Source organism: Curtobacterium sp. MCPF17_051 (assembly GCF_003234595.1).
In the GTDB taxonomy this organism is placed as follows: domain Bacteria; phylum Actinomycetota; class Actinomycetes; order Actinomycetales; family Microbacteriaceae; genus Curtobacterium; species Curtobacterium flaccumfaciens.
The window spans coordinates 181685-195686 of sequence record NZ_QKSE01000003.1 but is presented as its reverse complement, the minus strand read 5'-3'; the positions used below and the strand labels follow the sequence as shown (position 1 = coordinate 195686).

11 protein-coding genes are annotated in these 14002 nt (G+C 72.1%); 6 read left to right on the top strand and 5 right to left on the bottom strand.

What is annotated here, in order from left to right:
* Positions 1 to 9 precede the first annotated feature (9 nt).
* From DEJ35_RS03645 to DEJ35_RS03635, 3 genes are read left to right on the top strand one after another with little or no spacing between them, the layout of a single operon-like run.
* Positions 10 to 684, top strand: a complete 675-nt coding sequence (locus DEJ35_RS03645) for a TetR/AcrR family transcriptional regulator (RefSeq protein ID WP_110858786.1) — start codon at positions 10 to 12, stop codon at positions 682 to 684.
* Entirely contained in the window at positions 681 to 1433 is a 753-nt protein-coding gene (locus DEJ35_RS03640) for a hypothetical protein (protein WP_110858785.1), read from the top strand. Before DEJ35_RS03645 ends, DEJ35_RS03640 begins: the two co-directional genes overlap by 4 nt.
* Positions 1430 to 3664 carry a YhgE/Pip domain-containing protein gene (locus DEJ35_RS03635; RefSeq protein WP_111090194.1) on the top strand — a complete coding sequence of 745 codons (2235 nt, stop codon included), beginning with the start codon at positions 1430 to 1432 and terminating at the stop codon, positions 3662 to 3664. Before DEJ35_RS03640 ends, DEJ35_RS03635 begins: the two co-directional genes overlap by 4 nt.
* A 75-nt stretch (positions 3665 to 3739) precedes the next feature.
* On the opposite strand, the gene DEJ35_RS03630 is transcribed toward DEJ35_RS03635, so the two are convergent.
* Positions 3740 to 4543: an NAD(P)-dependent oxidoreductase gene (locus DEJ35_RS03630; protein ID WP_181435495.1), complete on the bottom strand. Its 804-nt coding sequence runs from the start codon at positions 4541 to 4543 to the stop codon at positions 3740 to 3742.
* 231 nt (positions 4544 to 4774) lie between these two features.
* Between DEJ35_RS03630 and DEJ35_RS03625 the strand changes: the two genes are divergently transcribed.
* On the top strand, positions 4775 to 5764 hold the full coding sequence (locus tag DEJ35_RS03625; protein ID WP_027464994.1) for a LacI family DNA-binding transcriptional regulator: 990 nt from the start codon (positions 4775 to 4777) through the stop codon (positions 5762 to 5764).
* A 102-nt stretch (positions 5765 to 5866) separates the two neighbouring features.
* Here DEJ35_RS03625 and DEJ35_RS03620 read toward each other — a convergent pair whose 3' ends face one another.
* From DEJ35_RS03620 to DEJ35_RS03610, 3 genes are all read right to left on the bottom strand, one after another.
* Positions 5867 to 6511 carry a TrmH family RNA methyltransferase gene (locus tag DEJ35_RS03620; protein ID WP_111124352.1) on the bottom strand — a complete coding sequence of 215 codons (645 nt, stop codon included), beginning with the start codon at positions 6509 to 6511 and terminating at the stop codon, positions 5867 to 5869.
* Positions 6512 to 6623: 112 nt separating this feature from the next.
* On the bottom strand, positions 6624 to 7322 hold the full coding sequence (locus DEJ35_RS03615; protein WP_111124351.1) for a TetR/AcrR family transcriptional regulator: 699 nt from the start codon (positions 7320 to 7322) through the stop codon (positions 6624 to 6626).
* Between the two features lie 181 nt (positions 7323 to 7503).
* On the bottom strand, positions 7504 to 10956 hold the full coding sequence (locus tag DEJ35_RS03610; RefSeq protein WP_181435494.1) for an SdrD B-like domain-containing protein: 3453 nt from the start codon (positions 10954 to 10956) through the stop codon (positions 7504 to 7506).
* Positions 10957 to 11136: 180 nt separating this feature from the next.
* Here DEJ35_RS03610 and DEJ35_RS03605 point away from each other — a divergent pair, with 180 nt between their 5' ends.
* Entirely contained in the window at positions 11137 to 11934 is a 798-nt protein-coding gene (locus tag DEJ35_RS03605) for an HAD-IIA family hydrolase (protein ID WP_027464991.1), read from the top strand.
* 46 nt (positions 11935 to 11980) lie between these two features.
* Here DEJ35_RS03605 and DEJ35_RS03600 read toward each other — a convergent pair whose 3' ends face one another.
* Positions 11981 to 12898 carry a CPBP family intramembrane glutamic endopeptidase gene (locus tag DEJ35_RS03600; RefSeq protein WP_181435493.1) on the bottom strand — a complete coding sequence of 306 codons (918 nt, stop codon included), beginning with the start codon at positions 12896 to 12898 and terminating at the stop codon, positions 11981 to 11983.
* Between the two features lie 37 nt (positions 12899 to 12935).
* On the opposite strand from DEJ35_RS03600, the gene DEJ35_RS03595 reads away from it, so the two are divergent.
* Positions 12936 to 13625 carry a metal-dependent transcriptional regulator gene (locus tag DEJ35_RS03595; RefSeq protein ID WP_027464846.1) on the top strand — a complete coding sequence of 230 codons (690 nt, stop codon included), beginning with the start codon at positions 12936 to 12938 and terminating at the stop codon, positions 13623 to 13625.
* Positions 13626 to 14002 lie beyond the last annotated feature (377 nt).

The window sequence follows — 14002 nt, the reverse complement described above, 5'->3', positions numbered from 1 at the left end:
GATGGGTCCGTGACCACCACCGAGCAGCCCTCCCGCGCGCCCCGCCGCGACGCCGCGGAGAACCGGGCAGCCCTCCTCGACGCGGCGAAGACCTGCCTGCAGCAGGACCCTGATGCCTCGATCGAGACGATCGCCGCGTCGGCCGGCCTGTCGCGCCGTGCGGTGTACGGACACTTCCCCTCGCGCGACGACCTGGTGCGCGAGGTCGTGACCGCCGGCGCCGCCCGGATCGCCGCCGCCATGCCCACCACCTCGGACCTGCAGGAGCTCCCGCCGGCCGCACGCCTCGCCGCCATCGCCGTGACGCTCTGGACCGAGGTGTCGCACGTCCGCTCGATGGCCCGGGTCGCCGTGCGCAGCCCCTTCGCCGAACCCGTCGCCGAGGTGTTCGCCCCGCTGCGCTCACAGGTGCGCCAGGCGTGCGCGCTCGGGATCGCCGACGGCGCCATGCGGAACGACGTCGACCCCGAGACCCTCGGCCGTCTGGTCGAGGGCGCGTGCATCGCCGTCCTCGACGAGGCCACCCGTTCCGGCACGAGCGACGAGGACGGCCGGCGCATGGTGGTGGTGTCGGCGCTGGGCACGGCCGGCATCGACTGGCGCACCGCGCTGCTCTCCGAACCCGCCGCTCCTGCTCCTGCTCCTGCTCCCGCTCCCGCTCTCGTCCGGAAGGACCACGCATGACGCTCGAACTCGACCACGTCGGCATCGGCGAGGAGCCCGGCGCGCCCCTGCCCGTCGTCTCCGCCGTCGCCGCCCCCGGACGCCCGGGGGTCCTCGCCGTCGAGACCGAGCAGGCACCCGTGCTCGCGTCACTCGTCGCCGGTGGCCGCATGCAGCCCGACACCGGGCGGCTGCTGCTCGACGGCCACGAGGACCCGGCAGCCGTCCGGCGCTCGTTCGCCCTCGTCGACACCCCCGGGGTCGCCGAGCCCTTCCCCGTCATGACCCTCAAGCAGATCGTGCGCGAGGAGCTCGCGTTCGCCGGGCAGCGGCCGAACCGCGAGCACGTCGACACCGTGCTCGACGAGCTCGGACTGCGGGACTACGTCGACACCGCCGTGCAGCGGGTGCCGACCGCCGTGCGTGTCCGGCTGCTCGTCGAACTCGCCCTGCTCCGCGACGGTGTGACAGGCATCGTGATCACCTCGCCCGAGCGGCACGGCGGCGCCGTCGAGGACTGGTTCCAGGTGGTCCGCGACGTCACACGACGGGGCGTGACCGTGGTCCTCGTGACCTCGAAGGCCGCCGCCGCGACCGTCGAGCACCTGCTCGACACGATCGACACGCACGACGACGTCGCGACGCTCGTGACGCCCCAGACCGAGGACCCCGAGGACGTGGCCCGAACCGACGGAACCGAGCCGGGCCTCCCGGCCGCTCCTTCCGTCACCGAAGCATCCGCAACCGTCCCGACGGAGGCACAGAAGTGACCACCACCTCGCTCGTCCGCGCAGAACTCGCGCGGCTCACCGCGACCCCGCTCGCACGCCTGGCGTTCATCGCGCTGATGATCGTGCCGCTGCTGTACGGCGGCGCCTACCTGTGGGCGAACCGCGACCCCTACGCGAAGCTCGACCAGATCCCCGCCGCGATCGTGAACCTCGACGCCGGCGCCACGCTGGACGGCGAGCACGTCGACTACGGCAAGGACGTCACGAAGGAGGCCATCGACGGCGCCGACTTCAAGTGGACGAAGACCAGCGCCGCCGATGCCCGCTCCGGCGTCCGGAACGGCACCTACGACTTCGTCGTCACCATCCCGCACGACTTCTCCGAGCACCTGGTGTCCGCGCAGTCCGACGACCCGACGCAGGCGAAGCTCGTCATGACGACGGCCGACACGAACTCGTACCTGGCCTCCACCATCGCCGAGCAGGCGGGCAAGACCATGCGCACCGCCGTCGCCGAGCGCGTCGGCAAGCAGGCGGCGAAGACCCTGCTCGTCGGGCTCGCCGACGTGCGGGACAGCCTCGGCGACGCCGTCGACGGGGCCGATGAACTCGCTTCCGGAACCGCCAAGGCGGACTCGGGTGCGCACGAGCTCGCCGACGGCACCGGCAAGCTGTCCTCCGGTGCGGCGGAGCTCGCCTCCGGCACGGCCGACCTGCCGTCGCAGACCCAGCAGCTGAACAGCGGGGCGCAGCAGGTGGCGTCGGGGGCGTCGACCCTGGCGTCCGGGCTGGCCAGCGCGCAGCAGCAGACGGCGGCGCTGCCGTCGCAGACGCAGCAGTTGAACGCGGGGGCGCAGCAGCTGCAGACCGGGCTGCACCAGCTCCGTGACCAGACGGCCTCGCTGCCGTCGGACTCGCAGAAGCTCGCCAGTGGAGCCTCGCAGGTCGCCACCGGGAACGCCACGCTGGCCAACGAGGCAACGCCGTTCATCGAGGGTGTCCAGCAGCTCTCGGCGCAGTCGCCGCAACTCGTCGCGTCGCTGAAGCCGGTCGTGCAGGCGTCCACGGTGCTCACCCCGGAGCAGAAGACCACGCTGCTCGCCGGACTCGACGACCTGCAGGCCGGCAGCGCCGACCTCGGCACCGGTGCCGGCGAACTGTCGGGCAACCTGCAGAAGCTCAAGACCGGCAGCGCGCAGGTGTCCGCCGGGGCATCGCAGCTCGCCGAGCAGGCTCCGGCGCTGACGAGTGGCATCCAGCAGCTCTCCGACGGCTCCGACACGCTCGCCGCCGGCACCGGCAAGCTCGCGGCGAAGGCTCCGGAGCTGTCGTCCGGCATCGCCACCGCGGCGACGGGCGCATCCACGCTCTCGTCCGGAGCGTCGAAGGTGGCCGACGGGACGTCGACGCTGGCCGCTGCGGCTCCGACCCTGTCGTCCGGTGCGTCGCAGCTCGCGTCCGGGGCGAAGACCGCGGACCAGGGCGCTTCGTCGCTCGCATCGGGGCTCGACGAGCTCAAGACCGGCTCGTCGAAGCTCGCGTCGTCGCTCGACGAGGGCCGCACGAAGATCCCGGCGTCGAACGCCTCGGAGCGTGAGTCGCAGGCCTCGGTCATCTCCGACCCGGTCAAGGTCGGGGACGACAACGTCGCCGCCGCGTCGAACTACGGCGCCGGCCTCGCGCCGTTCTTCATCTCGCTCGCGGCCTGGATCGGCATGTACGCGCTGTTCCTCATCCTGAAGCCGATCTCGAAGCGTGCGATCACGGCCGTCCGGAAGCCCCTCGCGGTGGTGTTCGGCGGCTGGCTGACCCCGGCGCTCCTCGGCCTGGTGCAGATGGTGGCGCTGTTCTTCATCGTGCGCTTCGCCCTCGACCTGAACGTGGTGCACGTCGGCGGCACGATCGGCATCATGGTGCTGGCCTCGGCGACCTTCGCGGCGATCATCATGGCGCTCAACGTGCTGCTCGGGTCCGTGGGGCAGTTCCTCGGCCTGGTGCTGATGCTCGTGCAGCTCGTCACCGCCGGTGGCACGTTCCCGTGGCAGACGCTGCCGGGACCGTTGGCGGCGCTGCACTTCGCGCTGCCGATGACGTACTCGGTCGACGCGATCCGGCAGACGATGTACGGCGGGAACCTCGGCGCCGCGTGGTCCGATGCGGGCGTGCTGCTCTGCTGGCTGCTCGGGGCGCTCCTGGTGTCCTTCGTGGTCACGGCGCGGCAGACCCGTTCCCGCACGCTGCGCGACCTGCGCCCGAGCCTGATCGGGTAGCGGAGCGCGCCGGGCGCGGGCGCGCTTCGTGAGCGGAAGAGGTCGGGTGACATCAGGTCACCCGACCTCTTCTGCTCACGAAGCGCGTTCGCCGAGCGGCTGGTGCACCATCCCGCCGCCGAGGGTGCTCAGGTCGTCCGTCGGCAGGGCTGCACGGGCGTCGGCGTCGAGCACGGCGGACGCGTCGTCGAGGGGGTGGAAACCGATGCGCTCCCCGGCGGACAGGTCAGCCGGCGACCCGGTGTTCCGCGACAGAGCCCAGACCACGTGGTGCCCGGGGTCGCGGAGCGCCACGGTCGCGAGCACCAGGCGTGTCAGGTCGTCGGGCGAGGTCCACATGAGCAGCCCCCGGGTCGTCGGCGGCAGCGCACCGAACGCACCGATCCGCGCGGACACGATCGACATCTCGTACCGGTCGGCGAACAGGCTGCCGAGCAGTTCCATCGCCGCCTTCGTCACGCCGTAGTACGTGTCCGGACGGGGCAGCCGGTCTCCGGGCACACTCCCCGGCTGGTCGAGGGGTTCGGGCACCAGCCCCACTGCGTGGATCGAGCTCGCCTGCACCACCCGGAGCACCCCGGCGGCGGCCGCCCGTTCGAGCACGTTCTTCGTGCCGGTCAGGTTCGCCGCGATCAGGTCCTCCCAGGCGGCCTCGGTCGGGATACCCGCCAGGTGCACCACGGTGTCGACCCCGGCGAGCGCATCGTCCACCGCCGCCGGGTCGTTCACCGAACCGGGCACGAACCGTTCCCCGGCGACGATCGGATCGTGGGGCCGCTGTTCGTCGAGCAGCACGAGGTCGTGTCCCGCGGACCGCAGTCGAGGACGCAGGGCGCTCCCGATCCGACCCGCGGCTCCGGTGATGAGCAGCGTCGCCATACAGCGGACGCTACCCCCGGCGCGCGAGCAGCGACCCCAGCTGCCCGCGCGGCGAACGCGACTTCTGTGCACAACGCGCCCCGGGCCTCCCGTGTGGAGGACCGGCCACGCGTCGATCGTGAGCAGAAACGGTCGAGTCGCCGCTCCGCACCCGACCATTTCTGCTCACGAAGCGAACCGGCGCGCGCCCGCTACGATCGACGCACGAGCCAACGGAGGTCGAAGCGCATCATGGGAGACGGCAAGCCCGCGACCATCTACGACGTCGCTGCACGCGCCGGTGTCTCGAAGTCCCTCGTCTCCCTCGTGCTGCAGCGCTCCCCCCGGGTCAGCGACCAGCGCCGGGCCGCCGTGCTCAAGGCCATCCAGGAGCTCGACTACCGCCCCTCCACCGCGGCCGTCTCCCTCGCCGGCACGCGCAGCCGCACGATCGGCGTGGTGCTCGACGACTTCCGCAACCAGTGGTTCGTGGACCTGCTCACCGGCCTGCGCGAGAGCCTGCAGGACCAGGGACACCGGCTCGTGGTCGCCGACCGGTTCCTCAACACGGGGCTCGATGCCTCTCCGGTCGAGGGGTTCCTCTCGATGCGCGTCGAGGGCATCGTGATCGCCGGCGAGCCCACCACCGACCTCGCGATCCCCGCCTCGATGCCGCTCGTGATCGCCGGCGGCCGCGTCGCGATCCCCCGTGCCGACACCGTGGCGAACGACGACCACGCCGGAGGCGGCATCGCGGCGCAGCACCTGCTCGACCTCGGCCACACCCGCCTCGGGTTCGTCGGTGCGAGCTCGGCGGCCTCGGCCGAGCGCCAGGCCGGGTTCGCGCAGGCTGCGGCGGCACGCGCGTCCGTCGTCACGACGGTGCTGCCGGGCGAACCCACCGAAGAGGCCGGTTCCCGCGCCCTCGGCATGCTCCTCGACGAGCACCCGGACGTCACCGCCGTCTTCGCGGCGAACGACGTGATGGCCCTCGGTGCCCTGTCCGAGCTCGCCGAACGCGGGTTGCGCGTCCCCGAGGACGTCTCCGTCATCGGTTACGACGACACCCCGGTGGCCGCGATGCGGTACGTCGGCCTGACGAGCATCGACGACCGCAGTGTCGAGATCGGCCGCGGCGCCGGCGAGCGCCTGCTGGCCCGCATCGCCGATCCGCGGATCGCCGCCACGGAACTCCTCGTCGAACCCCGCCTGGTCGCGCGCCGCACCACCGCCGCGCGCTGACGCGGCACCCCGGACCCCGGCCTGGAGGCCCGACCCGCCTCCGCCCCGCCCGCCCGGTGCGCGGAACGGCCGGGTCCACGGCCCCCACCCGGCCGTTCCGGCTCAGGGAGCGTCCGGCAACCGGGCGTGCTGGACGACCCAGCTGTGCATGACGATCGCCGCGGCGGCCGAGGCGTTGATGCTCCGCGTCGACCCGAACTGCGTGATCTCCAGGTGTGCGTCGGCACCGGCGACCGCCTGCTCGGTCAGCCCGGGGCCCTCCTGCCCGAACAGGAACACGCAGCGCTCCGGGATCGTCGCGGTCTCGATGCGCTCGGCGCCGGCGGTGTTGTCGATGGCGACGACGGGACGCTGCTCCTCGGCCATCGCGGCGAGGAACGCCTCGACGTCGGGGTGGTAGCGGACGTGCTGGTACCGGTCGGTGACCATCGCCCCGCGCTTGTTCCACCGGCGTCGCCCGATGATGTGCACGGTGCCGGCCAGGAACGCGTTGGCGCTCCGTACGATCGAGCCGATGTTCAGGTCGTGCTGCCAGTTCTCGATCGCCACGTCGAACGTGTGCCGGCGGGTGTCGAGCTCGGCGACGATCGCGTCCATCGACCAGTAGCGGTAGCGGTCGAGCACGTTCCGGGAGTCCCCCGCGGCCAGGAGCTCCGGGTCGAGCCTCGGGTCGTCGGGCCAGGGTTCCGGGTGCGGCCCCACCCCGTTGGTCGTCAGCTCGTGCGACGGTTCGGGCGCAGTGGTCACCCGACCAGCGTACGGCCGGGCGCGGGGAACCAGGTTCCGGTCACAGCACCGCCGACCTGCGCGGTTCCGTGTCCGGAACCAGGTTCCCACCGCCGGTTCAGGCGCCGCGGGCTCAGGCGGTACGGGTCCCGCGGTCGATGCGCGTCTCGATGCCGGCGATCAGGATGTCGAGGCCGAGTGCGAACCGGTCGTCGTAGGAGTGCTCGCCGAGGATCTCGCCCACCAGCCGGTGCCGCTCGGGGCGTCCGGCCTCGGAGTCCCCGCGTCCGACCTGCACCCCGGCGTGCCCGACCACGAAGTCGTAGACGACGAAGAAGGTGTACATCGCCTCGGCCGGCGGGAGTCCGGCGTCCCGCAGGGCACCGACGACCTTCGCCACGACGGCGTCGGACTCGGTCGAGGCGAGCGGGGCGCGCTGGCTGTGCGACTCGAGCACGAGCGGGTGGGTGCGCATCAGGTCGCGGAACGTCGTGGCGAAGGTGCGGACGACGGCGTGCCACTCGTCCGGCCAGACGAAGGTGGCGGTGAACTCGTCGACGGTGCGGCGGACGAGTTCGGCGTGCAGGTCGTCCAGGCCGCCGATGGTCCGGTGCACGGTCATCGGGGCGACCCCGAGCCGCACCCCGAGGGCCCGGAAGGACAGGCGGTCCAGGCCGTCCTCGTTCGCGATGGTCGTGGCGGCGTCGACCACCTGCTCGCGGGACAGCACGTTCGGGCGGCCTCGGCGTCGGCGCGGGGTCACCTCGAGCTCCGTCTCCGACACCGGGTTGGGTCGGGGCGCGGCGGACGGGGTTCCGGGTTCGACGAGCACGAGGGGGCCTCCTTGATTCGGTACGTGTCCCGAAAAGCGTAGGGCAAAAGCCGAGCGCAGTTCGGTGTCTCGACCATCTCGGGTCTGCCAGCAGCGCGCAAGAGCCGCTCCGGGCCTCCCGGCCCTTTCTGAGCGGACCGCCAGTGGGGCCGCGACGACCGCCTCGCCGCGGCCCCACGGTTCAGCGCTGGCTCGATCCGCGGGTGCGACGCCTGCGCGCGACGAGGAGGCCGCCCAGGGCCAGGAGCAGCACCGCCGTCACCGCCGCCGGTCCGAGTCCGTCAGCTCCGGTGAACGCCAGTCCGCCGCGTGCCGGATCGCGGGATCCTTCGCCGGTACCCGCCGACGCCTCCGCGTCGTCGTGAGTGCCGGGTGTTCCCGAAGACCCGGCGCTCCCGGCGTTCCCGGGATGTCCGGGCGCTTCCGGACCACCGGGCGTCACCGGCGGTCCGGTCGGTGTCTCCGCTGCGGGCAGGAGCCCCGCGTCGACGGTGCGGTCCTGTTCGATGTGCTCGAGCTGGCCCTCGTCGGAACGGATCGCGGCGAGTTCGACGGCGCCGGCCGCGCCGGAGGCGTCGGCGTCGGAGTCGATCGCGCGGTCGTCGCCGACGAGCTCCTTCGTGAACTCCCGACCGTCCGGAGCCGTCCAGTGCACGGTGTAGCTGCCGGGGCGCAGGTCGTCGAAGGTGTACTCGCCGTCGCCGTTCGTGGTGGTGGTCCGGCGCACGGCGTCGCCGCGGTCGTCCGAGCCGGTGAGGCGGACCGAGACGTCCGCGATGCCGGCTTCGTCGTCGTCCTGCAGACCGTCGCCGTTCTCGTCGGACCACACGAAGTCCCCGATCGAACCGGAGACGACGGTGACCGTCGCCGGGTTGGACTGGACCGGGAGAGCGAGGTTCGAGGCGCGGAGGCCGAACCGGTTCGTGTACGTGTCACCGTCGCGCTGGCCCGCCGTCGCGACCACGACCCGGTGCGTGACGGTCTCGCCCACTGCCACGGGGGCGGTCCGCAGGATGCGCGCAGCCGTGACGTCCGCGAGCCCGGCCGGGCATCCCTCGGCGCCGAACGCCGACGCCGAGCACCAGGTGGTGGCGCCACCGCCCTGGTTCGACGGGTCAGCGGCGTCGAGCACGACGTCGCGCGGGTCGCGGGTCGTGTAGCGGACGCGCTCACCGGCGGCGGCGGCGACCGCGATGGGCTCGGCGAGTCCGACCGTGCCGTGGAAGGTGGAGTTGCGGGTGTCGCCCCGGTACGGAAGGACGTCGATGACGTCCAGGCCGTCGATCGGGGTGGTGTCGATGTTCGTGTACCCGAGGTCCCACTCCAGCTGGTCCCCCGAGACGACGACCGGTTCGACGGCGGTCTTCTCGATGCCGACCCCGCCGGTGGCGACGACCTGGACGGCGCGCTGGGCGTTGCGGAAGGCCTGCAGCGACCTGTCCGTCGGCGAGGCGATGTCCGTCACGTTGGTGATCGCGCCCGCCGGGGCGAGCTTCGAGACCGCGGCGGTGTACGTGATCGGATCGATCGCCTCGTTCGGACGGACCACTGTCGTCCAAGTGAGACGCTGGACGTCGTTGCCGTCGTCGTCCTTCGTGGTGTCGATCTCCGGCACCTCGGAGGCACTGCCGGCGACGTAGGTCACGTGGTTCGGCAGCACGTCGCGCACCGTCACGGAGGCCTCCTTCCCCGTGGTGTTGCCGTTCGTGAGTGACGGGTACAGGGCGTAGTCGATGGTGTCGCCGGCGACGGTGAAGGTGGTCGAGTCGGGGGTGTCGTCCGCGTCGTGGCCGGGGTCGACGATCTTCTTCTGGATCCGGGCGAGGTTCTCGGTGAGGATGACGCTGTCGGACAGGGGACCGGCACCGAGGTCCGCGTCGGACCAGACGTCGTGCGCCCAGCGTTCTGAGCGGTCGCCGAACCACGCGTGACCGAAGTCGTGGGCCCGTGTGCCGTCGGCGGCGTCCTGGGTGGTGACGTAGCTGTAGAGCGTGCCGTCACTGCCACCGGGGACGTCACCGGTCGCGCGGACCGCTCCGACTGCATCGATGCCACCGGGGACGTCTTCCGGCCGGTCGTACCAGGGGCCGTCCTCGTCGTCACAGGTCGCCTTCTGGCCCGCGGACGGTGAGGTCATGTCGTACGCGGCGTACTGCACCTTCGCGCTGCGCATGCCGCTGGTCCACGCCGCGACCCTGCCGTCGCCGACGCGGGTTATGTGCTGCGTGTCGCGGTCGAAGGTGTCGCAGAGGACGGCGCCGTCGAACGACGCCAGCCCCTTGTTGGAGGCGGTGACGTCGCTCCGGAGCAGCGTGCCCGGGGTGGCCCACGGGTCGCCGTCGCGAGCAGAGCCCCGCTCGACGGCGCGCCCGTCGCCGATGACCCGGAGGAGCCGCTTCTGCGCGGAGCCGTCGGCGTACTCGAGGACGTTGCGCTCGGCGGAGTTGTCCCCCGTGGGTTCCGTGCCGCCGGGGAAGTTCGGCGCTCCGCTGACGGACGTGGTCTGCAGCGGCGTGAACGTGTTGACCGACTCCACCGAGGTCCCGGTCGGAGGGTTGGGCATCCAGAGGCTGATGTAGCCGCTCACGAAGTAGGGCTTGGCGCCGCCGGCGATCGGCCCGTTCGTGAGGCTCTTCGAGGGGACGTGGTCGGGGTCGGTGACCGTCCCGGTGATGGTGACGTCCACGCCCTGACCGGGGGCCGCCTGTTCGCACGAGAACTCCCCGGAGTCCGTGACCGCTTGCTCACCGCCGCCGCTGCCGCCGGGCAGGCCTCCCATCCGCGAGTCGCCCATGTCGTTGGGGCCGCAGACGGGGTTGCCACCGTTCCACAGGACCGCATCGGAGGGCACGGCACCGAGGATCTGGGAGAGGTCGTCCGTGAACGTCATCGGCCCGGTGCTCTTCTCGAACCCGAGGAGGCCCTGTCCGGGCACGAGCGGCTGCCAGTCCACGGCGATCGGGTAGATCAGCTGCAGCCCTTTCGTCGTTCCGTCCGGACCGGTGACGTCGGTCCGGAGCGACGACGCGTGGACGTTCTTGCTCAGGTTGTAGCGCGCGGCTGCGGAGACCGTGACGGCCTCGGCGACCGCGGTGGCGGTTCCGTTCTCGGCCTCGTCCGCCGTCGCGGTCACTGGGACGGCGATCGTGTCGCCGTTCTCCAGGTCGGCGGAGACGTCGAGGACGATCGGCACGGAGACCGTCCGGCCTTCTCGGAGCGTGCCGATGTTGCAGGTCAACACGGCGCCCGAGACCGCCGAGCCGGGGCCGACGCAGATGGTCGGGACCCCTGCCCACGACGTGCCGGCGGGGGCGGTCACGCTGAAGCGTTCGTTCGTGCTGGTGCCGTCGTTCGAGTTGAGGGAGACGCGGTACGTGATCGCGTCCATCGTGCGGACGATGCCGTTCTCCTCACTTGCGTCACCACCAGCGCCGTCCGTCGGGGTGAAGGGGCCGTTGCCGTCCTTCGTGACGTCGATCGCGACGTCGACCGTGCTCCGCGTCGCGGCGGATGCGGTGCCGCCGGGTGCTTCCGGCTCGCTCGCCGCCGGGGCGGTCGGCAGGGCAAGGCCGAGGACGACGCCAGCGGTGGCCAGCGTCGACACGGCGATGCGCGCTGTACTTCGGGATCGCATGGGTCTCCTTGTTCTCGCGAGGCTGATGTCCCGCAGATCGTCGGAGCGAGGACCGCCCCGACGAGCAGCGTACGCACGCATCGCATTCCACATCGATCATTCATGTTCTGCATATCGCGGATCGTGTTCACCGAGCACGGAGACGGCGGGCTCGACCGCCTGCGCAGTAGGGTGAGGGCCATGGCGACCCGAGACGACGTCGAGTGCTGGCTGACCGACATGGACGGCGTGCTCGTCCACGAGAACCAGGCACTGCCCGGCGCCCCGGAGCTCATCCAGCAGTGGCTCGACGACGGCACCGAGTTCCTCGTGCTGACGAACAACTCGATCTTCACGCCGCGCGACCTCAGCGCCCGGCTCCGGGGCTCGGGCCTGCACGTGCCCGAGGAGCGGATCTGGACGAGTGCGCTCGCGACGGCCGACTTCTGCAAGTCGCAGATGCCCGGCGGCTCGGCGTTCGTCATCGGCGAGGCCGGCATGACGACCGCCCTGCACGAGGCCGGGTTCATCATGACCGAGACCGCTCCCGACTACGTCGTCGTCGGTGAGACCCGCAACTACTCGTTCGAGGCGATCACCAAGGCCGTCCGGCTCATCCGCGCCGGCGCCCGGTTCATCGTGACGAACCCCGACGCCACCGGCCCGAGCGCCGAGGGGGTCCTGCCGGCAACCGGCGCCATCGCGGCGATGATCGAGAAGGCCACCGGCAAGCAGCCCTACGTGGTGGGCAAGCCGAACCCGATGATGTTCCGCTCCGCGATGAACCGGATCGGTGCGCACTCCGAGAACACCGGCATGATCGGCGACCGCATGGACACCGACGTGCAGGCCGGCATCGAAGCAGGGCTGCACACCGTGCTCGTGATGACGGGCATCAGCGACCAGGCGGAGATCGACCGGTACCCGTTCCGCCCGAGCGAGGTCATCTCCGGCGTGCACGAGCTCGTGCGCACCGAGCCCTTCGAAGTCGAGCTCTAGCCGGTCACACGCGACCGCGCGCGTCGGCCGCGGCCGCTATCGCGTGTCAGCCGCGGCTGGACGCGACCGCGGCACCCGCCGCAGCCGGTTCGCGGGACGTCCCACGGGCCTCCAGGGCGAAGGCCGCCATCGGCGGCACCGACAGCCACCGCTTCGCGAGCCGACGGGGCCGGTCGTCGTACCAGGCGATGACCCCGCCTGCCACGATGCCGAACGCGAGCACCCCGAACGAGAACAGCCCGATCAGACCGAGCAGGGTCAGCTTCCCGACGTCGCCCGGGTCCGCTGTCGCCGAGAACCCGATCGACCCGAAGTCCCAGAAGGCGTGCAGCAGCACCGGGGCGAGCAGCGACCCGGTCAGCCGACGCGCGACGTACAGCGTCGACCCGAACGACGCCGCGAACACCACCTGGACCAGAGTCGGCCCGATGCCGGCACCGGCGAGCGCGTTGAGCAGGTGCAGCAGCCCGAACAGCGCGCACGACAGGGCCCACACGCCCATCTCCGGCAGGCGCCGCCGTAGCCCCACGAGCAGGGTGCCGCGGGCCATCAGCTCCTCGAACACCCCGACGAACAGCACCCCGACGGCGAGCAGCAGGAAGTAGTGCGCGGGCAGCGCCGTCCAGTCGATGAGGGGCAGTCGGACGACGCACACCACCAGCACGAGGATCGGCGCGACCATCGTCCACCGCACTCGCGTCCGGACCGGGTCGACCGTGGCGATCCGCCACCAGCCGAGCGCCGTGACGAACAGGGCGAGTGCCGCGACGGCGATGCCCTCGGGGATGACGAGGGCGTGCACGACGCTGTCGACCGTCTGCCCGAGGGTCGCGTAGTCGTCGCTCGGCCGTGACCGCCAGGCGCTGATCGCCGCGAACACCACGATCGGCGCGAGCCCGAGCAGCAGCGACGGGGGCACCGGCCAGCGACGGCGAGGGGCTCGGACGGGGGCGGTGGTGGTCATCTGCTGGTTGTACCAGGCGGGACGTACGATTGGCGGTATGCGCCTGCCCTCCCTGTCCACCATGGCAGAGGACTACGTCAAGCTCATCTGGAAGGCCAGCGAGCGCGGCGGACCCGGCTTGGCGACCCGGGACATCGCGGCGTCCCTGAAGGTGTCGGCGTCGACGGTGTCGGGCAACCTCAAGAAGCTCGACCGCGACGGCCTGATCGAGCACACCCCGTACTACGGCGTCGTGCTCACCCCGCTCGGGCAGCAGGTCGCGGTGGCGATGGTCCGGCGGCACCGGCTGATCGAGACGTTCCTGGTGGAGCGGCTCGGCTACTCGTGGGACGAGGTCCACACCGAGGCCGAGGCCCTGGAGCACGCCGTGTCGGAGCAGTTCCTCGACCGGGTCGACGCCGACCTCGGCCACCCGACGCACGACCCCCACGGCGACCCGATCCCCGGCGCGGACGGCATCGTGCCGGACTCCCCCGGCACCCTCCTCGGCGCGATCGAGCCTGGAGCCTGCGGCACCGTCGACCGTGTCTCGGACGACGACCCCTCGCTGCTGCGGTACTTCGACGAGCTCGGGGTGGGGCTGGGCACGCACCTTCGGGTCGAGCGGGTGCGGGACTACGCCGGCGTCATCGCGGTGTCGCGGCGGGCGACCGACGGCTCGGAGTCCCTCGTCGACCTGCCTGCCGCGGCGGCGTCGTCCATCTGGCTCGCGCCCGACGGCGACTGACCGCGCTGCGCGCGTGGCGGCGGACGGCACGCACGCGTTGGCCGGCCGGTCGAGGCACCCCGCTCACATCCGCCGAGCGGTCAAGAACTGTCGTCTGGGAGCCTCGCAGGCGACGGTTCGTGACCACTCGGCGCCCAGCGCACGGGGGGTCGTGACCGCACCGCGGGCCGCGAACGCGCGTGGCGTCGGACGGGAGGCCCGGCGCACCGCCGCCACGCGCCTCCCGTCCGGCGCCCTCACCGGTCACGACACCCCGCTCACCTCTGCCGACCGGTCACGCTCCGTCGCTCGGAAGCCCCGCAGCCGACGGTTCGCGCCCACTCGGCACCCGGCGCACGGGGTTCGTAACCGCGCGACGCGGCCGCCCCACGACCGCG